General features: G+C 71.1%; 18 protein-coding genes. 9 read left to right on the top strand and 9 right to left on the bottom strand.

Annotation, left to right across the window (positions count from 1 at the left end; translation table 11 throughout):
* Positions 1 to 156 precede the first annotated feature (156 nt).
* Genes ACH34T_RS06655 through ACH34T_RS06640 form a run of 4 tightly spaced genes read right to left on the bottom strand, consistent with a single transcriptional unit; the run spans position 157 to position 4,737 of the window.
* Entirely contained in the window at positions 157 to 600 is a 444-nt protein-coding gene (locus ACH34T_RS06655) for a protein-tyrosine phosphatase family protein (RefSeq protein WP_395991082.1), read from the bottom strand.
* A complete protein-coding gene (locus ACH34T_RS06650; protein ID WP_395991081.1) occupies positions 600 to 1,175 on the bottom strand; it encodes a CGNR zinc finger domain-containing protein in 576 nt (191 codons plus the stop codon). The genes ACH34T_RS06655 and ACH34T_RS06650 overlap by 1 nt, the downstream gene beginning before the upstream one ends.
* Positions 1,176 to 1,215: 40 nt before the next feature.
* The gene (locus ACH34T_RS06645) at positions 1,216 to 3,768 is read right to left on the bottom strand and encodes an ATP-dependent Clp protease ATP-binding subunit (RefSeq protein WP_395991080.1); all 2,553 of its coding nucleotides are present in this window, start codon (positions 3,766 to 3,768) and stop codon (positions 1,216 to 1,218) included.
* Between the two features lie 45 nt (positions 3,769 to 3,813).
* Positions 3,814 to 4,737, bottom strand: coding sequence for an SDR family NAD(P)-dependent oxidoreductase (locus ACH34T_RS06640; RefSeq protein WP_395991079.1), 924 nt, complete (start codon positions 4,735 to 4,737; stop codon positions 3,814 to 3,816).
* Positions 4,738 to 4,824: 87 nt separating this feature from the next.
* Between ACH34T_RS06640 and ACH34T_RS06635 the strand changes: the two genes are divergently transcribed.
* Together ACH34T_RS06635 and ACH34T_RS06630 are read left to right on the top strand one after the other, a co-directional pair.
* The gene (locus ACH34T_RS06635; protein ID WP_395991078.1) at positions 4,825 to 5,415 is read left to right on the top strand and encodes a TetR/AcrR family transcriptional regulator; all 591 of its coding nucleotides are present in this window, start codon (positions 4,825 to 4,827) and stop codon (positions 5,413 to 5,415) included.
* A 41-nt stretch (positions 5,416 to 5,456) separates the two neighbouring features.
* Complete coding sequence (locus tag ACH34T_RS06630; protein WP_395991077.1) at positions 5,457 to 6,005, top strand: dihydrofolate reductase family protein; 549 nt, start codon at positions 5,457 to 5,459, stop codon at positions 6,003 to 6,005.
* Between the two features lie 18 nt (positions 6,006 to 6,023).
* On the opposite strand, the gene ACH34T_RS06625 is transcribed toward ACH34T_RS06630, so the two are convergent.
* The 4 genes from ACH34T_RS06625 to ACH34T_RS06610 all read right to left on the bottom strand — a co-directional run bounded on the left by ACH34T_RS06625 (position 6,024) and on the right by ACH34T_RS06610 (position 9,029).
* The gene (locus tag ACH34T_RS06625) at positions 6,024 to 6,416 is read right to left on the bottom strand and encodes a VOC family protein (protein WP_395991076.1); all 393 of its coding nucleotides are present in this window, start codon (positions 6,414 to 6,416) and stop codon (positions 6,024 to 6,026) included.
* A gap of 32 nt (positions 6,417 to 6,448) precedes the next feature.
* Entirely contained in the window at positions 6,449 to 7,057 is a 609-nt protein-coding gene (locus ACH34T_RS06620) for a YdcF family protein (RefSeq protein WP_395991075.1), read from the bottom strand.
* A 9-nt stretch (positions 7,058 to 7,066) separates the two neighbouring features.
* The gene (locus tag ACH34T_RS06615) at positions 7,067 to 7,603 is read right to left on the bottom strand and encodes a potassium channel family protein (protein ID WP_395991074.1); all 537 of its coding nucleotides are present in this window, start codon (positions 7,601 to 7,603) and stop codon (positions 7,067 to 7,069) included.
* Between the two features lie 256 nt (positions 7,604 to 7,859).
* Entirely contained in the window at positions 7,860 to 9,029 is a 1,170-nt protein-coding gene (locus tag ACH34T_RS06610) for an erythromycin esterase family protein (protein ID WP_395991073.1), read from the bottom strand.
* 90 nt (positions 9,030 to 9,119) lie between these two features.
* Between ACH34T_RS06610 and ACH34T_RS06605 the strand changes: the two genes are divergently transcribed.
* From ACH34T_RS06605 to ACH34T_RS06575, 7 genes are all read left to right on the top strand, one after another.
* The gene (locus ACH34T_RS06605) at positions 9,120 to 9,800 is read left to right on the top strand and encodes a TioE family transcriptional regulator (RefSeq protein WP_395991072.1); all 681 of its coding nucleotides are present in this window, start codon (positions 9,120 to 9,122) and stop codon (positions 9,798 to 9,800) included.
* A 193-nt stretch (positions 9,801 to 9,993) separates the two neighbouring features.
* The gene (locus ACH34T_RS06600) at positions 9,994 to 11,430 is read left to right on the top strand and encodes a bis-aminopropyl spermidine synthase family protein (protein WP_395991071.1); all 1,437 of its coding nucleotides are present in this window, start codon (positions 9,994 to 9,996) and stop codon (positions 11,428 to 11,430) included.
* Between the two features lie 83 nt (positions 11,431 to 11,513).
* On the top strand, positions 11,514 to 12,737 hold the full coding sequence (locus tag ACH34T_RS06595) for a sensor histidine kinase (protein ID WP_395991070.1): 1,224 nt from the start codon (positions 11,514 to 11,516) through the stop codon (positions 12,735 to 12,737).
* The gene (locus ACH34T_RS06590) at positions 12,734 to 13,483 is read left to right on the top strand and encodes a response regulator (protein ID WP_395991069.1); all 750 of its coding nucleotides are present in this window, start codon (positions 12,734 to 12,736) and stop codon (positions 13,481 to 13,483) included. The genes ACH34T_RS06595 and ACH34T_RS06590 overlap by 4 nt, the downstream gene beginning before the upstream one ends.
* Positions 13,484 to 13,563: 80 nt before the next feature.
* Positions 13,564 to 14,832, top strand: coding sequence for a DUF418 domain-containing protein (locus tag ACH34T_RS06585; RefSeq protein ID WP_395991068.1), 1,269 nt, complete (start codon positions 13,564 to 13,566; stop codon positions 14,830 to 14,832).
* 1 nt (position 14,833) lies between these two features.
* Positions 14,834 to 17,716 (top strand): hypothetical protein, encoded by a 2,883-nt coding sequence (locus ACH34T_RS06580; protein ID WP_395991067.1) that lies wholly within the window; start codon positions 14,834 to 14,836, stop codon positions 17,714 to 17,716.
* On the top strand, positions 17,713 to 20,814 hold the full coding sequence (locus ACH34T_RS06575; RefSeq protein WP_395991066.1) for a glycosyl hydrolase: 3,102 nt from the start codon (positions 17,713 to 17,715) through the stop codon (positions 20,812 to 20,814). Before ACH34T_RS06580 ends, ACH34T_RS06575 begins: the two co-directional genes overlap by 4 nt.
* Here the strand turns inward: ACH34T_RS06575 and ACH34T_RS06570 are convergent.
* Positions 20,754 to 21,479, bottom strand: a complete 726-nt coding sequence (locus ACH34T_RS06570) for a carboxymuconolactone decarboxylase family protein (RefSeq protein WP_395991065.1) — start codon at positions 21,477 to 21,479, stop codon at positions 20,754 to 20,756. The genes ACH34T_RS06575 and ACH34T_RS06570 overlap by 61 nt on opposite strands.
* Between the last annotated feature and the right edge of the window lies 1 nt (position 21,480).

Genomic DNA, 21,480 nt, shown 5'->3' with positions numbered 1-21,480 from the left:
CCCTCAAACGGCAACTTACCAGAATCTGGATGATCGCTAGGAATGCCTTTGTCAAGATCCGCTGGATTCTGGGAGCGCCTTTACAAAGCGAACAAGCATCGCGTAACAGAAATATTATCGACCGCCATCACGCGGGGCGTGGGCGTCCGGTTCGGCTCAGGCCCCGGCCGGGAAGGCGGTCACCCAGCGGCGCTGCCACGGCGTCTCGACGGCCCGCGGATGGTGGTGTTCACGCGCCCAGGCGACCGCCTCGGACGGCTCCACCCCGGACAGGACAGCCAGGCACGCGATGACCGTCCCGGTGCGTCCGACGCCTCCGCCGCAGGCGACCTCGACGGCCGCGCCGGAACGGGCCCGCTCGTGCAGGTCGCGGATCTCGCGGACGGCCGCGTCCCGGTCGCGGGGCAGCAGGAAGTCGGGCCAGTCGATCCAGGTGGCGAGCCAGGTCAGCGACGGTTCGTGGCGGCGGCGGAGCCGACCGGAGCCCAGATAGAGGCCGAAGTCGGGGGCGGGCCCGTCCGGCATCGGCTTACGCAGCCCGCGCCCCCGCACCCAGGCACCATCAGGAAGTTGGAGTGCTCCGGCGAGCGGGGCGGACATCAGATCATCTCCCGTCGGCGGGCGCGGTGGTTGGCGACGTTGTGGCGGTTCCCGCACAGCTCCGGCATGCAGTAGCGGCGGCGTCCGGCCCGGCTGACGTCGGCGAACACGCCCCGGCATCCCGGTGCCGCGCAGGGCCGGAAGCGCTCGTGGCCCAACGCCCGGACGACGCCCAGCAGCCCGACGCCGACGAACGCGGCCAGCTCGTCGGCGAGCGGCGCGTCCTTCACGGTCGGGACGAACCACCGCCATCCGCCGGCTTCGCCGGGTTCGCGGCGGAGGACGGGGGCCAGCCCGGCCCGTCCGAGCAGCACGCCCGCGCCCGCGACGGCCTGTTCCGCGGTCTCGGTCTCCATGATCCCGCGCACCTCCCGGCGGAGGAGCTGCACCTGGAAGACGTCCTCCTGGACCGGAGCCCGGAGGCCGTGCCCCGCGACCGGGTCGTGCCCCGCGAGCAGCCCGGACAGCGCGGCGAGGTCGGGCAGCGCCTCCTCGCCCCGCACGGTCGGCGACGTGCTGACCAAGTCGTTCGCCAGCTCGATGCTCGCCGCGTACCCGGCGATCGGGATGTGCACTGCCAGTCCTCCTGTAAGAGCTACAGCAGGACTATACCCCTTACGCCTCCGTCCGGTCCGTCGTCGTGACGTCGAATTCGAGACCGCCGTTCATGGCGGAGACCTCCACATGGCTGCCGTGCCGCAGGTCACCGGCGAGGAGGAGGTCGGAGAGCCGGTCGTCCACCTGCCGCTGGATCGTGCGGCGCAGCGGCCGGGCGCCGAACTCGGGCTGGTAGCCGCGCCGCGCCAGCCAGTCCACGGCCTCGGTGGTGAAGGAGACGCCGACGTCCTGCGCGCGGAGGCGGCGGCGCGTCTCGTCCAGCAGCAGGTCCGTGATCTGCCGGAGCTGCCCCTCCTCCAGCCGCTGGAACACGATGATCTCGTCGATCCGGTTGAGGAACTCGGGCCGGAACGACTCGCGCAGCCGCCGCATGATCCGGTCGCTGAGCGCCGCGTTCAGGCCGCCGCCCTCGCCCTGGCCGTCGCCGTCGCCCGGCGTGCCGAACCCGACCTCGCCCCGGCCGGTGATCAGCTCGGAGCCGAGGTTGCTGGTCATGATGACCACGGTGTTGCGGAAGCCGACCGTGCGGCCCTGCGCGTCGGTGAGCCGCCCGTCGTCCAGGATCTGGAGGAGGACGTTGAACACGTCCTGGTGCGCCTTCTCGATCTCGTCCAGCAGGATCACCGCGTACGGCGTCCGCCGGACGGCGTCGGTCAGCTGCCCCGCCTCCTCGTATCCGACGTATCCGGGCGGCGCGCCCATCAGGCGGCTGACCGTGTGCCGCTCCTGGAACTCGCTCATGTCGAACCGGATCAGCCGGTCGCGGCTGCCGAACAGCGCCTCGGCCAGCGCCTTCGCCAGCTCCGTCTTCCCGACGCCGGTCGGGCCGAGGAACATGAACCCGCCGATCGGACGGTCCGGATCGCCCATCCCCGCCCGGGACCGCCGGACGGCCCGCGCCACCGCCGCGACCGCGTCCTCCTGCCCGATCACCCGCTCGTGCAGGTGCTCTTCGAGCCGGGTCAGCCGTTCGCGCTCCGCCTGCGTGAGCTGCGTGACGGGCACGCCGGAGATCCTCGACACGACCTCGGCGATGTCCTCGGTGGTGACGCACGGGACGGCGACCGGCCCGTCCTCCTCGCGCGTCGCCGCGAGGTCCTTCTCCAGGCGGCCGATCTCGTCGCGCAGGTCGGACGCCTTCTCGTAGTCCTCGTCCGCGACGGCCTGGTCCTTCTCCCGGCGGCGCTGGTCGAGGCGCCGCTCCAGCTCGCGGCGGCCGCCGTCGCGCGTCCCTGACCGCAGCCGCACCCGCGCGCCCGCCTGGTCGATCAGGTCGATCGCCTTGTCCGGCAGGAACCGGTCGGTCAGGTAGCGGCTCGACAGGTCGACGGCCGCGAGCAGCGCCTCGTCGGTGAACCGCACCTGGTGGTGCGCCTCGTACCGGTCGCGCAGGCCGCGCAGGATCTCGACGCTGTCGTCCGGGCTCGGCTCCGGCACCAGGATCGGCTGGAAGCGGCGCTCCAGCGCGGCGTCCTTCTCGATGTTGCGGCGGTACTCGTCGACGGTCGTCGCGCCGACGACGTGCAGCTCGCCGCGCGACAGCGGCGGTTTCAGCATGTTGCCCGCCGACACGGCGCCCTCCGCGCCGCCCGCGCCCACGATCGTGTGGATCTCGTCGATGAACACCACCAGGTCGTCGGTGTGCTCGCGTATCTCGTCGACGACCTTCTTCAGCCGCTCCTCGAAGTCGCCCCGGTAGCGCGTCCCCGCGATGATCCCGCCGAGGTCCAGCTGGACGATCCGCTTGCCGCGCAGCGTCTCGGGGACGTCGTCGTCCACGATCCGCTGCGCGAGCCCTTCGGCGATCGCGGTCTTCCCGACGCCCGGGTCGCCGATCAGCACAGGGTTGTTCTTGGTGCGCCGCGACAGGACCTCGATCGTCTCCTCGATCACGTCCTCGCGCCCGATGACCGGGTCGATCCGGCCCTCCCTCGCCAGCGTGGTGAGGTCGCGTCCGAACTCGTCCAGCGTCGGCGTCCCGGACGCCTGCCCGCCGCCCGGCCCGCCGGGGCCGCCGGGGGGCTGCTGCCCGCCGCCGGACGCCGCCTGCTGGAGCGAATCCGGCGTCACATGCTCATGATCGAGAATCCGGCCCGCACTGGACCCGCGGTCCAGCGCCAGCGCGAAAAGCAGGTGCTCAGGCCCGATATAGGACGACCCGAGCGCCCGCGACACCTGGTGCGAGTCCAGCAGCGCCCGCTTCGCCGACGGCGTCAGCTCCGGCGGGACGTCCCGCGGATCGCCGCGACGGGCATGGTCCTCGATCTCGTCCTTGATCTTGTCCGGGTCGGCTCCGGCCCGTGCCATCCACTGCCGCGTGCCCTGCTGCCGCGTCGCCGCCCACAGCAGATGGTCGGTGTCCAGATCGACGCTGCCCCACTCCGCCGCCTGCGCGGCCGCGTCCCGCACCAGCTCCCGCGCGGGCTCGCTCATCAGCCGCGCGAGGCTGATCCGCTCCACCGGACGCCGCTGCGCCCGCGCGCCGAAGAACCGGGCGAGCATCTCCTCGAACGGGTCCATGCCGCCGGATTCGTTCCACCCCGAGGTCATCTCCGAACCTCCTGCCCCCGTTGAAGACACCGCACATGGCAACGGTCAGGGACGTGCCCGAGGGACGCCCCCGAAAACCCCACCCCGCCCTGCCGCCCGCGCCTCCGCCTCCGCCCGGCTCACCAGCCGGGCGCTCTCGTTCCAGAGCCGTTCGCACCGGCCGGCATCGGTCGTGTGCGACGCGGTCGGGACGACCTGCCGCCTGACGAAGAACCGGCCGCTCACACCGTCGACCTCGGGCGAGACGGCCAGCCAGACCGGTGTGTCGGCGCCCGCGTCCGGCCGACCGGACGCGAACCGCCCGGCGACGGCGCCGAAGACCTTGAGCGCGCCACGGGAATCGCGGCCGAGCCCCGTCCCCTTGATGACGCCCGGATGGACGCCGTTCACCGTGATGCGCGTACCGCCGAGCCGCCGCGCGAGGGCGTGGACGAACATCGCGTTCATGTTCTTGGTGCGTCCGTAGGCGGCGAATGGACGGAAACTGGGAATCGGCCCCAGCCCGCGTCCATTCTGGAGGTTCAGATCGTCCAGGTCGACCGGCGTCCGGGCGAGCGCTCTCGGTGAGGCGCCCACGACCACGAAACGCGCCGGACGGTCGCCAATGGGCTCGACCAGCGACCGCAGCAGCAGATAGGGCGCGAGGTGATTGGTGGCGAGGGCCCGGTGAATTCCCTCGGACGTGAAGTCGTCCAGTTCGGCGATGACGGCCGCGTTGCTGATGACGACGTCGGGAAGCGGCGGCTTCGCAAGCCATGCCGCCAGTTCGCGTACCTCACCGACCAGTGAAAGGTCGGCCCGCTCTAACACGAGTTCGGCGTCCGGGACGGCCGCGAGTATTCGCGTCCGTGCGGCGTCCAGCCGCTGACCGTCCCGCCCGACCATGACCACGGTCGCGCCCATGCCCGCGAGCGACCGCGCGATCGCCTCCCCGATGCCGGAACTCGCCCCGGTGACCACGGCTCGCATAAGGCTCTCACTCCCCATCTCATCCAGGTTGACAACGTCAACCTAATCGGCCAGGTTGACGACGTCAACCGCCGCTAGGATGGCCCGATGCCGCCGGGGACCCGCGACCAGCTGATCGAGATGGCCACGCGCCTGCTGGACGAGGGCGGCCCGGAAGCGGTGACGCTGCGCGAAGTCGGACGCCTGGCGGGCGTCTCCCACAACGCGCCCTACAAGCACTTCACCAACAAAGAGGCCCTTCTCTCCGCCATTGCCGCACGCGAACTGACGCGAAGCCACACGGCGCTGAAATCGGCGATCGCCCAGGGCCGCCCCCCGGCGGACGTGCTGCGCACGACCCTCCACCACTACATCGCGAGGGCGCTGGAGTACCCGGCCCGGTTCAAGCTGACCTTCGGCACCTGGACGACCGCTTCCGAAGAACTCCACGTGGCCGCCCACCAGGCGCAAACCCTTCTGGTGGACGTCGTCGCCGCGTCCCAGCGGGCCGGTGCCCTGCCCTCGGGCGACCCGGTACGCCTGGCGTCGCTGCTGCGCGCACTCGCCCACGGAGCCGCCGACCTCGCCTCCGCCGGACACCTCGCCGCCGACGGCAAGGGCCACGCCGACCCCGGCGACCTGGTCGACGACCTCCTCCACTACCTGCGGAAGGCCGCCCCGAACCGTCCCGGGGGCTGACCTCCGGGCTTTGTGTCACCCGGGCTGGGTACCCTTGCGCGATGCGACCTCTTCGATATTCCATCAACGTCACATTGGACGGATGCTGCTCTCACCTCGGTATCGACCCGGACGAGGAATTGCACCGCCACGCGACCGAGAGCATCGCCCAGGCCGATGCCCTGATCTTCGGCCGGGTGCTCTACCAGATGATGGAGGAGGCGTGGCGTCCACCGGCGCAGCCCGGAGCAAGACCGGAATGGATGGAGCCATTCGGCCGGACGATCGACGCGAAGAAGAAGTACGTCGTGTCGAGCACCCTGGACCGGGTCGACTGGAACGCCGAACTCGTGCGCGGAGACCTGGCGGAGACCGTCCGGCGGCTCAAGCAGGAGCCGGGCAAAGGACTGTTCGTAGGAGGCGTGCAGCTCCCCATGGCGCTGGCAGAGCTGGGATTGATCGACGAGTACGAGTTCGTTGTGCATCCCCGGCTGGCAGGCCATGGCCCGACGCTGTTCGCGGGCCTGTCGAAACCCATCGACCTGAAACTCGTAAGCCGACTGAAGTACGCCTCAGGCGCGGTGGCCATGCGATACGAACCAAGAAAGTAGCCAAAAGCCAACCCGCCGTTACGCAATGGATCTCAGTGACAGGCAGAACTCGTTGCCTTCGGGATCGGCCAGGACGACGTTGTCCGGGTGGCGGGCCTGAACGGTCGCACCGAGAGCGGTCAAGCGCTGGATCTCCGCCTCCGGGTCCACGGCGACCAGATCCACGTGCACACGATTCTTCACCCCCTTGCCCTCCGGCACGAGCTGGAAGAACAGCCGAGGTCCACCCTCCGCCGTCTCGACGAGCACGGTCGGATCGTCCTCGACGCTGGTGATCCCCATGGAGCGCAGCCGCGCCAGTTCAGCATCGTCGTACGGCGCGACGGCGTATCCGTCCAGGGCCGCGGCCCAGAACCGGGCCACGGCCGCCGGATGAGCGCAGTCGAAGACGATGTCACGAAGTCGCGCCATCAGCCCATGATCGACGCACCCGCCGGACGATGTCACGCAATTTTGCCCGCGACGCCCCGTTCGTCGGGCTGGAGACCGCGGAGCGTCCAGAGTCCGTACAGGGCCAGCAGGGGTTTGACGAGCAGCCATTCGCCAGGACGGTAGTCGTCCGCGCGCACCAGCTTCTCCGCGAGGTCGGGCCGCTGCCGCCGCAGGTACGCGCGGGCCTTGAGCGCGTGGGCCGGTTGAGAAACGATCTTGATGCGGTCGACGTCCTCCAGCAGCGGGATCACGTTCGTGATGTTCTGCCACGTCGTGACGCTCTGGTCTTCGAGGAGCACCGCGCCGTCGAACTCAAGCACCGACTTGGCGTAGTCGGCCATCAATCGGGCCTCCGCGGCGCCGTCGCCGGTCGCGCCGCCGCTGAATATCACGCGAGTGCCACGCGCATTGTCAGCGGCGATGGAGCGAATTCCCGCGCGAACTCTCCACCGATTGATGAAATTCGCCGTCTCTTGGGGATTCCGGAAACCCAGCACGACCACGGCCTCGGCGGCGCCCTCACCGTCCCCCACGAGAGTTCGGGACCAGCGCCAGTTCACCCACTCGGCGCAAGAAAGAACCACGACACCGGCAATCGCCGCCCACGTCCTCCGCCGCATGCCCCGACCCTAGTCGGCGTCCGCGCCGCGCTTCCGGCGCTTCACCCCGAGCCGCATCGCCTCCAGGAAAACGTTCGCGACGAGACCGACGATGACGAGATCTCCGACCATCTGCACCGTGGTCAGGGCCCGGGCCGTCTGGGAGCGGGGCACGATGTCGCCGAAGCCGACCGACGCGAACACGGTCATGGTGAAGTACAGGGCGTCGACGTGCGTCAGCGGCTCGGAGAAATCGCGTCCGTCCCCATGGCTCATCAGGCAGTAGCAGACGGAGAACACCAGCAGGAACAGCGGAATGGACGTCGCGAGCGCCTCGATGGTGCGGAGCCGCGGCGACGGCGACCGCACGATCGAGCGGGCCTGCCAGGCGACGAGCACGCCCAGGGCCGCCAGCGCCGCGATCAGCGCCACGGCGGTCACCGTCGTGAACGACCTGTTCAACGGCGCTAGGAAGTACGCGGCCAGCAGGCACGCCGTGGTCAGTGCCGTGCGCAGGAGCAACGTGAGCGTCAGCCGGTGGCGGGTCCGGCGCGAGCGGGTGTCCACACCCCCTCCATGCCCCGATCATCCCGCGAAGCACGCACCCGCTGCCGGACGACGGCCGCCGGTTCGACTGCCCGGGCCCTCGTGATTTCCCCGAGACCGGTCCCGGAATTGTGCGGGCACAATGCGCGGCAGGCTTGTTCTCAGGCGAATTGCGCGAGGCACCGTGGGCATCGCGACCGCACCCGGGTGGTCGAATGAGTGATTCCAAGCTGGCCCATCTCGGAAGGGGAAGCGCTGAGCCCGCCCGGCGGCGCGGTCAGCCCAGTGGGGCCATCCTGACCGCCTGCTTGAGGAAGACGATGCCGTCGATCAGGTCGAGCTGGGACGGGTCAAGCGGGAAATAGGCGAAATCGTGGGACACGCGCGGGGTGGGTTCCGTGACGGCCTCGGCCAGGCGGCGGGCGTCAACGATCGAGCGGTCCCACGGGAGCGTGCACAGGACGCCTTCGACGGTGTCCGGGGACGGGATGTCGTCCCCGGCCGTCCCGAAGGCCGAGGCCAGGAAGGCGTACCGGTCGCCCAGGTGCGTCGCGGTGATCGCTCCGGCGCTCCACCACTCCAACCGCTGGTCGCCGAACGACATGACGCTCTTGTTCCGCTGCAAATGCAGGTTGCTCGCGAAGACGAGGGCCGGGCCGCTGTGCTCGGCGATGGCGCGCAGGTTGGCGGCCATCATCGCGTCCCGCAGGGCCGACAGCCTGGTCCATCGCGCCGGGGACGCGTCCGCCATCCAGTGGTGATAGCGGAGCAGCCCGACGGCAGTGCGTCCGTACAGCCCCGCCAGCTCCCTTTCCTGCGCGCTGAGCCGTGGCGCCTGCGTGTCGAGCAGCGCCACCAGATCGTCGGCGATCACGCGGAGCCGCTGGGCGTCCGCGGACCGGCCGATCGACAGGGACGGATCCATGGCCGTGGCCTCGTTCGACCAGCGGTCGTCCGGGCCCAGCAGTGCGTCGAGCGTCTCTCGGGTGCAGGGGAGCGGGCCGTCGAGAAGGGCGTGGAGGCCGGTAAGCGCCTGGCGGGGGCTCGCCGCCCAATACTCCAGCGGGCCGTCGAACCCGAAGAACCGGAGCTTCTCGCCGTGCTCCTCGTTGTACGCGCGCATCCAGCGCACGAGCTCGCGGTTGGCCGGTACCGCACCGAAGCCGTGGCTGAAGCCGCGTTCCATGACGTCGTCCAGCGCGCCCGCGCCCGTCGCTATGTAGTCGTCGACGACGAGGCCCATGAGGCAGTCGCTCTCGACGGCGAACGACCGGTAGCCCTCATGCTCGACCAGCCGCCGGAACATCTCGTTGCGGAGCTCGCCGAGCTCGTCCACGAAATGCCTGGCCTCGCCCAGGCCGAGCAGCAGGGGCCTGGCGGCAAGCGACCGGAGGAACGTCGAGAGGCCCGCGGCGTCGAGCGGCAGGGCCGTGTCCTTGATGTCCATTCCCTCAACGGTATCGTTGAACTTTAGATGTAAACTTTGCCGCGAAACGCCCTGCACCCACCACGAGGACCTTCAATCGGTGATGCACCCATGAGACCGGTGGACCTGGCGCGCGAGCACGGCCTGTCCACCCAGGCGATCAGGAACTACGAGGACGCGGGCGTCCTGCCCGCCGCGGAACGCACCGTCCACGGATACCGCGTCTACACGCCGCTGCACGCGCAGGCCCTGCGCGCCTTCCTCGCCCTCATGCCCGGGCACGGCCACAGCACCGCCACGTCGATCATGGCGGCGGTCAACCGGGGCGCCATCGAGGACGCGCTGCGGCTCATCGACGAGAGCCACGGCCAGCTCCTCGACGACCGCCGCACCCTCCAGGCCGTCGAGGCCGCGCTCCGCGACCTGGCGCCCGTCCCGCAGGAGCGCGGCGACACCTTCATCGGCCCCCTGGCCAGACGCCTCGGCCTCCGCCCCGCCACCCTGCGCAAATGGGAGAACGCCGGGCTCGTCCAGCCGCGCCGCGACCCGCACACGGGCTACCGCGTCTACAGCGCGGCCGACGTCCGGGACGCCCGGCTCGCCCACCAGCTCAGACGCGGCGGCTACCTGCTGGACCAGATCGCCCCGCTGATCGCCCAGGTCCGCTCCGCCGGAGGCATCGCCCCACTGGAGTCCACCCTCGCCGACTGGCAGTCCCGCCTCACCACCCGAGGCCGAGCCATGCTCACCGGCGCCGCCGCCCTCAACACCTACCTCAACACCACTCGCTGACACGTCCGGTGTGCGCGCGGCGGTTGTCCGGTGGGTGGGCGGTAGGGTCTGGCGGGTGTATGGGGTGGTGGGGCTTCCGGAAGTTGAGGGCATGGATGCCCGGCGGGTTTATGCCGTGTTGAGGCTGTTGGCGGACGGGCGGTGGTGGACGTTGGCCGAGCTCGTCCGGGAGAGTGCGGCGCCGCGGAGGTCGGTGGAGGCGTTGCTGGGCGGGTTGTCGCTGGAATCCGATGGGGGGCGGTTCCGGCTGGGCGGTGAGCAGAGGCGGCTTGTTGGTGAGGTGTTGGAGAGCGGGTTTCGGCCGCTCGAACCGGCGGATCCTGTCGGGCATTTGCTGCCGGAGTATGGGGCGGTCGTCGAGCGGCTGGGGGAGTTCGTCGCGGGGGCCCCGCGTGGACGGCATGTTCTCGATCATGTGGCCGCCACGCCGGAGACGGTGGTGCGGCGGGCGCTGTTGCTGGGCGCGCGGTTCTGGCTGGCGGGAGCGCGGCTGCTGTGCGTTGGCGATCACGATCTGACGTCCCTGGCGGTCGGGATGATCTATCCGCAGGTCGAGACGATGGTGGTCGACGTCGATGAGCGGATCCTCGCTTATGTCGATCAGCGGGCCGCTGAACTTGGGCTGGACGTGCGGACGCGGTGGGCGGATCTGCGGCTGGGGCTGCCGGGGTCTGCCGTTGAATTCGCGGATTTGGTCGTCACCGACCCGCCCTATACGCCTGACGGGGTCGGGTTGTTCGTGGCGCGGGGCGTTCAAGGGTTGCGGGAGCAGGGGCGCGGGCGGGTGCTGCTCGCCTATGGGGCCAGTGACCGGACGCCGGCGCTGGCGTTGAAAGTGCAGAATGCGCTGCGGGATTTGAATCTGGTGTCCGAGGCCATTTATCCGGACTTCAATCGGTACTACGGGGCCGAGGCGATCGGGTCGGCTGCTGATTTGTACGTGCTGCGTCCTACGTCCACGAGCCTTCCGGCGGCCACGGCGCGGGCGGATCGGTTCAGTGCCGCCATCTACACGCAGGGTCCGCAGGCCGTCGAGGCGCGGGAGCGATCGCAGGTCTCGGCCTCGGATTTGGGGGAGATGCGGCCGGACGTCCTGGTGGGGCAATGGCCTAAGGATGTGCTGCCCGAAGTGGCGCGTGCGCGGCTGAGTACGTGGCTGGCCAAGCCGTATGCGGCCAAGGTGCGGCAGGCGGGTGTGGCGTTGCCCGCCGGGATGGACGCGGCGCTCGTGCGGGTGCTTCTGGCGACGCGGGCGGAGCGGGTGCGCGTCGTGCTGGACGAGCCGGTTGAATTGGCCGACATCGCCGGGATTCTGGAACCCGTTTATGAGCTGAGCGCGGACGGGCGTGTGGTCGACGCCGTTCGCAGGCCGTCCGATCGTCGTGATGATCCGGTGTGGCGAATTCTGCGGGCGGTGATGGATCGGGCGCATGGAAAGGTCGCCAATACGTGGCGGGACGCGCTGCTCGGCGTCGACGGCGACCTGACCAAGCGGCAGGCGCGCGCATTGGTCGCCGAGGCCGCGCCTTGGGCTCGGGACGTCTCGCTGCTGGAACTGCCCATGCATCGGCTGCGTGAATTGCCGGACGCCATTCGAGAATGCCTGGCTCGAGGCGGCGCGCCGGTCTGATCACCGGGTCCCGGTGTTCGCGGTGCCGCCGCGCCGCCCACCCCCTCTGGCTAGGTTCTGTCGAGCCCCAATAGCTTGTGCGGATGGGGAAGTTTCGGTTCCCGCGTGGCCGCAGGGCCGATGCGATCGTCGTCGCCGTGGCGTTCGCCCTGGATCTGGCCGATCTCCTGATTCGCGCGTCCGGCGAAGTCTCCGCGTACCGGATCCTGCTGGCCGCGGCTGGGCTGGCCGCGGCGGCCGCGACGCTGATGGTGCGGCGGGGCCGGCCGATGGTCACGCTCGTGATCGTCGTCGCCGCCGACCTGCTGCTGGGCGTGCTCGCCGGGCCGTGGAGCGACTCGATCAGCACGGTGTCTCTGGTCGCTCTCTACAGCGCCGGCCGGTACCTGCCGGTCGTCCGGGGCTGGGCGGCCGGTGGCGGAGCCGTCGTGCTGCTGGCGGTGCCGGTCGCCGTGCGGGCGGGCTTCGAGGCGATGGCGGACGACGTTCTCACGAACTTCCTGGTGGTCGTCGTCGGCCAGCTGCTCGCTGCGCGGGCGGAGTACGCGCGCCGCCATCGCGCGCAGGCGGTCGAGATGGCGGTGTACGACGAACGGCGCCGCATCGCCCGTGAGCTGCACGACGTCGTGGCGCATCACATCAGTGTCATGAACGCGCTGGTCGGCGCCGCCCGGACGACGATGACGCGCGCTCCGGACCGGTCCCGGGAGGCCCTGGAGGCGGCGGAGCGGACCGCCAGGGAGGCGATGTTCGAGATGCGGGAGATGCTGGCGGTGCTCAGGTCCGAGGACGGCGCCGACATCGACGCCGACGTCGGCGAGCCCGCGACGGCCGACGGTGTGACGGCGCTGGTGCGGCGGGCCGGAGAGACCGGGGTCCGGGCCACCTTGGAGGTGTCCGGCGTCTCGCGCCCGTTGCCGTCGTCGGTCGATCGAGCCATATTCCGCGTGACGCAGGAGGCCCTGACCAACATCCGCAAGCACGCGGGCGGAGCACGGACGACGGTCCACCTGCGATACGCGCCGGACGCGGTGAGCGTGGAGATCGTCGACGACGGTCCGCAGAGCGGGCCGCCAGCTGAGCAGGGCCGCTCGCCCGCTGTGCAGGGGCGTCCGTCCGCTGTGCAGGGTCCGTCCGAGGAGGGGCACGGCCTGGTGGGCATGGCCGAACGGGTGGCTCTGTGCGGCGGGACGATACAGGCGGCGCCTCGTCCGGAGGGCGGGTTCCGCGTCGTGGCGCACATCCCGCTGCTGGTGGCGTCGGCGGACCATGACATCGGCGCCGATCCGCCGGGCCACCCGCGGTGATCCGGGTCCTGATCGCGGACGACCAGGCCCTGATCCGGGTGGCGTTCCGGATGATCGTGGACGAGCAGCCGGACATGGAGGTCGTCGGCGAGGCCGCCGACGGAGTGGGCGCGGTCGCGCTGGCGCGACGGCTCCGGCCCGACGTGGTGCTCATGGACGTCCGGATGCCGCTGCTGGACGGCATCCAGGCGACCCGGCGGATCGTCGGCGTCCTGCCGCACGTACGCGTGCTCGCCCTGAGCACGTTCGATCTGGACGAGCACGTCGTGGCGGCCCTCCGGGCGGGCGCGTCGGGCTTCCTGCCGCTGGACGTGTCACCGGAAGAGCTCACCGAGGCGATCCGGATCGTCCACCGGGGGGACTCGGCCGTGGCGCCCCGCCTGCTGACCTATCTGATCGGCACGTTCATCCGGACGTCGCGGCCCCGCCACACCGTCATGGCGCCCACGCTCGCGGGCCTGAGCGCGCGCGAGCTGGACATCCTCCTCCTCATCGCCCGGGGATTGTCCAATGCCGACATCGCCGAGGCGCTGGCCATCTCCGAGTCCACGGTCAAGAACCACGTCACCAGCGTGTTCGGCAAGCTGAGGATCAGGGATCGCGCGCAGGCGGTCATCGCCGCCTATGAGGCGGGACTGGTCACGCCGGGCACCGGCGCCCCTGACGGCGGCACCGGGCCGCCGTCGGCCCCGGGCGAGGACGGCGCCGGGCCGCCGCCTGCCTCGCCCGCTCGACCAAAGGACTAGGAACCTGGTCCTATTCCGGTGTCCGAAGGTCGTCGGGCAGGCCGAAGCGATGCCGAGATCACGCCATTACGTTTCAATTCGTGGACCTTTTACCGACCGCGCCCGACCCGTCCGCCACCGCCGCCCCGCACCGCATCGCCGCACTGGACGCGCTTCGCGGCTTCGCCCTTTTCGGCATTCTGATCGCCAACGTCATCGTCGTCTCGACGCTGCTGACGCTGGGCGCCCGCGGCGATGACCAGCTGCTTTTCGGCGGCACGGTCGACCTGACCGTTCTTGAGCTGACGGACGTGCTGTTCTTGGGCAAGTTCTTTCTGCTTTTCTCGTTTCTGTTCGGTTATTCGTTCACGCTTCAAATCGAGGCGGCCGCCCGGGCCGGTGCCGCGCCGGTGCCGCGGCTGCTGCGCAGGTGCGGCGTCCTGTTCGCGATCGGCCTCGTCCATGTCCTGTTCCTGTGGTTCGGCGACATCCTCACCCTGTACGCGGCGCTCTGCCTGATCTTGATCCTGTTGCGGAACGTTCGGCCCCGCACCGCGGCGGTCCTGGGCTGCGGCGTCCTTGTCGCGGCCTCGGCGCTGACCCTGGTGTCGAGCGAGGGCGGCGGAATCGGCCTGGGGTTCTTCGACTTCGCCCGGGTCCACGAGGCGTACACCGGCGGGCCGCTGGACACCCTGGACGCCCAGCTCGACGTGGCTCCCCGGTTCATGGCCGTGATCTGGACGGGGCAGGGACCGCCGGCGCTCGGCATGTTCCTCCTCGGCATGGCCGCCGGAAAGGCGCGACTTTTGGACGCTCTGCCTCGCGGCGGCGGCCCCCGTGACAGCGGGCATCGCGGCGGCGGGCAAGGGCTGTCGGTGTGGATCGTCCGCGTGCAGTGGATCGGCCTGGCGGCGGGTGGACCGATGGCGGTGTGGTCGGTCAGTGACAGCGACGACGAGCTGCCCGCCTACGGCGACGTGCTCCTGAGCCTCACCAACCCGCTGGTCACCTTCGCCTACGTGGCCACGATCCTGCGGCTCGTCATTCGCGGCGAACGGTCCCGGCTGGCGGCCGCGCTGGCTCCCGCCGGACGGATGGCGGCGACGAACTACATCGTCCAGTCACTGGTGTTCGTCGTCGTCTACACCGGCTACGGGCTCGCCCTGGTCGACCGCGTGCCGCCGCTCGGCATCGTCGCCATCGCAGTGGCGACCTATCTGCTCCAGCTCGTCGCGAGCGCGTGGTGGTTGAAGCGGCACCGCTACGGACCCGTCGAGTGGGTCATGCGCGCCGTCACGAACGCGAAGAAGCCGCCCTGGCGCTCGCATCCCGTGCCGGGGCGAGCGGGCTCGCCGGGACGAGCGGGCTGAAATGTCGATCAAGAAGGACGAGGTGAGCATGACGATGTCGGCCAAGGACGTCCACCGCGGGCGGCGGACGATATGGCGTGCGACCGCCGGGGCGGGCGCGGTGCTGTCCGTCGCGGCGGTCGGTGTGGTGGGAGCCCTGCCCGCAAGTGGACGGGCAGGAGCGGCGATCACCGTGCAGGGAGAGTCGCCGGTCGAGACGAACATTCCGGTGGCGAAGGACGGCCGGGCATCGGGCGGTGCCTATCTCAAGCTGGAAACCACCCGCAAACCGCCGTCCGGTGGGTGGTATGCCACCTACCGGGTGGACGCCCCGGCGTCCGGGGCGTACCGGATGGAGGTGGCGGCCTCCTCCCCCGTCGAGCAGTTGACGCCGCATAAGTGGGGGTCGTACTTCGACCTGTCGGTCAACGGGGCGCCGTTCGCGGAGTCCGCCTGGTCGCAGCCGAGGTGGGTCGGCTCACCGCACGCGTGGGGTGATCTGTACCGGCTGCGGCTGGACGATGTGGAACTGCGGCGGGGGACCAACACGATTACGTTCAAGGTGGACGAGGCCCTGGCGGCGGGGTCCGTCCGGTACCGGCTGCTGCTGGACGCGTTCACGCTGGCGCCGACGGACCTCGCGTTGCGCGGCGTGGGGCTGGCCGCCCCCGGCAACGTGGGCGTCTACCGGGACGGCGAACGCGCGGACCTGCGGCTGAGCCTCAACGCCCGCACGGCGTCCGCACGGCCGATCCGGTATGAGATCAGTGACTACTTCGGACGCAAGGTGGGCTCGGGTACCGCGACGATCCCGGCCGGCGCCGCGTCGGTGACCGTCCCCCTCCCGAGCCTGCCGCCCGGGAACTTCCGGGTGAGCGCGTCGCAGGCCGGTCCGCCCGGCAACACGGTCGTGGGTCATGTCGCGCGTCTGCCCGAGCGCCGTCCGGTCACCGGGGCGGCCAACCGCTTCGGCGTGAACGTGTGGGCGGCGGGCACGCTGCCGCCGTCGCGAGTCGGTCCGGTGCTGACGGCGATGCGGGAGATGGGTGCCGGATATGCGCGCGACGGCGACGACTGGGCGACCGCCGAACCGGCCCGGGGCCGGTTCGTGCCGACCCCGTACGACCCGCTGACCCGGGCGTTCCACGCCCACGGCCTGAAGGCGATGGAGACGATCACCGAACCGCCCGGGTGGGCGGTGACGTCGGCGTCCGAGCCGTTGCCCGCCGATCTGCGCGACGCGTACGCGTTCGCCCGGCAGCGTGCGCGCAAGACGGGCGCGGCCCGTTCGGACGCGATCCATCTGTCCAACGAGCCGGAGTCGGACGACACCGCCAGCACCGGCGACCAGCAGGCGGCGTACGTCAAGGCCGCCGCGCTCGGTGTCGCGGACCATCGCGGGCCGGGGCAGGTCACCGTGCTGCCCACCTACGACCTTTCCGGCTACTTCCAGGACCTGGTACTGCAGAGCCAGGTCGCCGGCTACGCCGACTACTGGGCGATGCAGGCATACCCGGACGAGTATCCGGACCCTGTCAACCCGCGGTTCCCGGCGGAGGATCTCCAGAAGCACCAGGCGTTGAAGCGGCTCTACGGGGCCAGGACACCGCTGTGGACGGCGGAGGGCGGCGCGTTCATCCCGTCCTCCCCGGACGGGCTGAGCCGGGAGAGTCAGGTCACCCAGGCGCGGTATCTGGTCCGATCGGCCGTGGAGGGCTTCGCGGGCGGCATGGCGAAGTACATCTGGTTCAACGGATCGCCGGTCGGCTTCCTCCCCTCCGAGGGCGACGGGACCCGCGGCGACGACGATGAGCCCGTCTACTTTGGAATGTTGAGCCCGACGTTCCAGCCTTGGCCCGCCTACAGCGCGCATGCGGCGATGGCCTCGATCCTGGGAGAGGCGAATCACATCGCCCCCGCACGGGGACTGCCGGGCAACGTCACCGGTCACGTGTTCGCCGCACACGGCAAGACCGTCACCGTGGTCTGGGCGGACAAGCCCACCCGGGTCGACGTGCCGACCCCCGGCCGCCGCGTCGAGATCCTGGACGTCATGGGCGCGCACCGGAGCACCGCCACGCCCACGCGGGACGGGACCGTCCGCCTGACGGCCTCCTCCGACCCCGTCTACCTGGCATCGGACGCCGCGGCCCCGAATGCGGCGTCAAAGACGGCGCCCGCCGCCGCGCCGGTTCGCCGCGCGAAGCCGTCGGCGGCCGAGCACATCGTGCTCAACCAGCGGTTCGCCCCGCGGAACGCCGCCCCGAACAAGAACGGCAACGGAACGGAACAGCCGCCCCACGGCTACCGGCTGGACCCCACCACGTCCATGAACCTGGACGTGTACAACTTCAACGACACCGCCCAGACCGTGACGTTCACCGCCCGCGCGTTCGGCGGCTGGACGGTACGTCCGGCCACCGGCTCGGCGACAACGGTACGGGTGCCCGCCCACGGCCGGGTCAGCGTGCCGCACACCGTCACGGCGCCCGGCACGGTCCGGCGGGCGGTGGACTATCCGCTGGTCTTCGGCGCCACCTCGGCCGGTCGGCCGGTTCCGCCGTCCGTCTCCCGCATCCAGCGCCCGGCGGGCACCCCGGGCACACCGATATCGCTGGCGCCGTCGATCACCGCTCTCTCGCCCCGGAACGGGACGACCGTCACCGGCCCCCGGGTGGACCTGAGCGCCGACATCCGCGACGCCCTGTCAGGCGTCCATCCGGGGCGGCTCACGCTCCAGGTGGACGGCCGCGACGTGCCCGCGCGCTTCGATCCCGCCACCGGACGCCTCACCGCGTCCACGGAACTCGCGCCGGGACGGCATGAGGTCTGGGTCCGCGCATACAACAAGGCACACGCGCCCGCGCAGGCGTCGGCCACCTTCACGGTGGGAGCGGGGAGATGACAACAGACCAGACCGCCTCTCGCCTGGACCGGCGCACGTTCCTCGGCGGCGCCGGAGCCTTCGGCGCGGGCCTGACGCTGCTCGGCGGCGACGCGTTCGCCGACACCGCCGCAGGCGTGACCGCGTCCCGGGAGCAGGGTCGCCTGGCGGAGCTGTTCCGCGACCCCGGCCCGCGCCTACGGCCTCGGTTCACCTGGTGGTGGCCCGGTCCGGCGGTGCGGGACGACGAGCTTCGCGCCGAGGTCAGGGAGATGTCGGAGGCCGGTTTCGGCGGGGCGCAGTTCTTCGAGGCCCCCGGCCTCGGCCACCCGCCGGGCGACCGGCGGCCGCCCGAACGGTTCCTGTGGGGCACGCGGCACTGGGCCCGCCGGGTGGAGGCGGCGCTGCGGGCGGCGCGGGACCACGACTTCCGCATCGACTTCCAGGTGAGCTCGGGCTGGCCGTGGAACAGCCCCGCCGTGTCCGGCGCGAACGCCGCCCTCGCGCAGCAGCAGCTCGTGTTCGGTCACCGGGAGGTGGCCGGGCCGTCCAGGTTCAGCGGCCCCCCGCCGAGCCCCCCTGACCTGGACCGTCGCACCGCGCGACTGGTCGCCCCCGTCGCCGCCCGCCTCCACGATGCGACCCCGCGCCACGATGCGACCCCGCGCCACGATGCGACCCCGCGCCAGGACGCGGCGGTTCTTGATCCGGAGCAGGTCACCGACCTCACGCCGACCCTGGACGCGCAGGGCAGAGTGCACTGGACGGTGCCCGCCGGGCGGTGGGTCGTGTTCGGGTTCTGGCAGGCGCCCACCGGCCAGCGGTCGAACGACAGCACGAGTCCGGACGACCCGCTGGTCCTGGACCAGCTCAACGCCGACGCGACCAAGGCGGCGACCGCGGATCTCGACCGGCGCCTCCTCGACCACCTGGGATCACTCGCCGCCGAGGTGGCCGACCGCTTCCACGAGGACTCGCTGGAGTTCTCGTTCACCGGCCTGCTGTGGACCGGCCGGTTCCTGGCGGAGTTCCGCGCCCGCCGTGGCTATGACCTGATCCCCTACCTCCCGGCGCTGGCCGTGGTCGGCTGGCACTCCGACGACACCGAGGCCGCCGAGCAGATCTACGACTTCTCCGGAACCGCCGGACGGCGCGTCCGGCACGACTACAACGAGACGCTGACCGAACTGTGGGTGGACGAGCACGTCCGTCCGGCGCGCGCGTGGGCCCGCGGCCACGGCCTCGACTTCCAGGGCCGCGCGCACATGCTGAGCATGGACGTCGTCGCGGCCAACAAGGCGTATGCGGCCCCGGACGCCGACCCCTTCGACGGCCCGGTCGGCTTCACCCGGACGATCACCTCGGGCGGCCGCCTCGCCGGGAACGAGGTCGCCTCGCTGGAGGTCGGGGACATCACCCATGGCGACTACATGGTCACCCTCGAAGCGCTGAAGTACATGGCCGACAAGGGCTTCGTCGGCGGGGCGAACGAGCAGGTCCTCCACGGGTATCCCTACAAGTTCGCGAACGGCGCGAGCTGGCCGTCGTGGTGGCCGTGGTCGTCGGAGCACGATATCGGCGGGCGCGATTTCGGGTTCGGTGAAGGTTTCACACCGGCGATCCCGCTGTGGCGGCACCTCCGGCCGCTCGCCGACTACTTCGCCAGGGCGCAGACGGTGCTCAGGGCGGGCCGTCCGGTCACCGACGTCGCCGTCTACCGCGACGTCCACGGCTTCGGCAGGGTCGACGACCTGCACATAGACGACCACGGTGAACCGCTGCTGGACGCCGCCCTGGCCGCCTGGGGATACAGCGTCGACATCGTGGATCCGGGCACGCTCGTCCAGGAGCGGACGGCGGTTCGGGATCGTCGGCTGGTGGTGCAGCCGCCTGGCTATGGCGCGCTGGTCGTCGAGCTGGACGCGTCCAAACACCAGGGCGTGGTCGACAGTAGCGACGCCATGTCCGCGTCCGTGGCGCGGCGGCTGGTGTCGTTCGCGCGCGACGGCCTGCCGATCGTGTTCGTGGGCCGCTTTCCCGACCGGGGCGTGAGCTACCGCGACCCCGAACGGGAGGACGCGGACGTCCGCGAGGCGGTGGCGAGCCTGCGGCGTCCGCCGCGCGTCCGGCTGGTGCGCGACGAGGCCGCAGTCCCCGCCGCGCTTGAGCAGCTCGGTGTCCGGCCCGACCTGTCGTTCGACCGTCCGCAGCAGGTGTACAGCGTGCACCGGCGGACTCCCACGGGCGACTACTGGTTCCTGTTCAACAAGTCGGCCGCCCTTGACGAGAGCGTCCGGCTCGTCGGCGGCGCGACCGCGCGCTTTACGGCCTCGTTCGCGGTCGGGGACCGGGCGCCCGACCGCTGGGACCTGTGGACCGGCGAAATCCACCGGCTGGGCTGTTTCCAGGCCGCCGCCGGACGGGTCGCGGTGCCGATCGAGCTGGCCCCTGGCGAGACCGCGGTGATCGGCTTCGAGCGCCGCCGGATCGGGTCGTACGTCGAGTCCACCACCGCCGAGGCGGTCGTCGTCGACGGGGACGAGCTGTGCCTGCGCTCGACCCGTCCCGGCCCTGTGTCCGCCCGGCTGTCCGATGGACGGACGATCACGGCCGACCTAGGCAGGCTCCCGCGCCCCCTGGAGCCGGAGCACTGGACGCTGCACGTCGAAGGCGCGGTCCCGAGCGGAAAGGAACACCACGCGCTCCCGCTCGAACGCCCGGCGGACTGGCGGACCATCCCCCGGCTGCGGAACACGTCCGGGACCGGTACCTACCGGACGACGGTCACGCTCGACGAGAGCTGGACCGGGGAGGGCCGCGGAGCCTACCTTGAGCTCGGCCGCGTCGAGGGCGGCGTCCAGGTCCGGGTCAACGGCCGGCGGGTCCACCCGGCCAGCGTGCCCCCGCCCCGGATCGACGTCGGGCCCTTCCTGCGCCCCGGCCGCAACGTCATCGAGGTCGAGGTCAGCACCACGCTGAAGAACCGGCTGACCGCCCTCGCCGAGCAGGGGGTGCCGGGCTACGCCCGCTTTCTGAAGCGTCCGGTCAGGACCCAGCCCTACGGGCTGATCGGGCCGGTGCGTCTCGTCCCCTTCGCCGAGCGCCGCCTGCGGGCGTGAGTCACGAGTTCCTGCTGGAGGATGGGCACGCCCACCTCCAGCGTCTGGATGCCGATCGCGCTGGCGATCTGAAGGACGGTGACGATCTCGTCCGGTGTCGCGCCGTGGCCGATGGCGTTGTCGATGTGGACTTTCAGGCCGTCCGCGAACATGTGCGTCGCGGACGCATCGATCGCGATGTAGATGAGTTCTTTCGTCTTCGGTTCCAGGACGCCCCGGCTCCACGGGATCGCGGAGAAGTTCAGGTAGGCGGCGAAGAAGGCGGGGGCGCGCTGGAGGACGTCGTCCCAGGCCGCGTCCCAGTAGCCGCGCCGCCGGACGAATTCGGCCTTGACGGCCTCGCGATCGATGTCGTCGGCCGGGGCGGACGGAGGCAGGTCGCGGAGGAGGGGGAAGCCGGTGCTGGCCGCGTGGATGCCCAGGACGGCCACGAGCTGGAACGTCTCCATGATCTCGTCGCCGGTCGCGCCCTCGTCCAGGGCCGCGCGGACGTGCCGCCGGACGCCGGGCTCGTGCAGGTGCGTGACGGCCGCGTTGACCGCCAGGGCGACCAGTTCCCGCGTTTTGGCGTCCAGCGCGCCGTGCCGCCGGGGGACGTCCGCCAGCTCGACGCAGGCCGCGTAGAACTCCGGGTCGGCGGCGTGGAGCGCCTCAAGGCCGTGCATC

This window comes from Actinomadura sp. 9N215 (assembly GCF_044326345.1).
Taxonomy (GTDB): Bacteria; Actinomycetota; Actinomycetes; order Streptosporangiales; family Streptosporangiaceae; genus Spirillospora.
The sequence above is the reverse complement of the archived record's forward strand: the minus strand, read 5'-3'. Positions and strand labels throughout refer to the sequence as shown.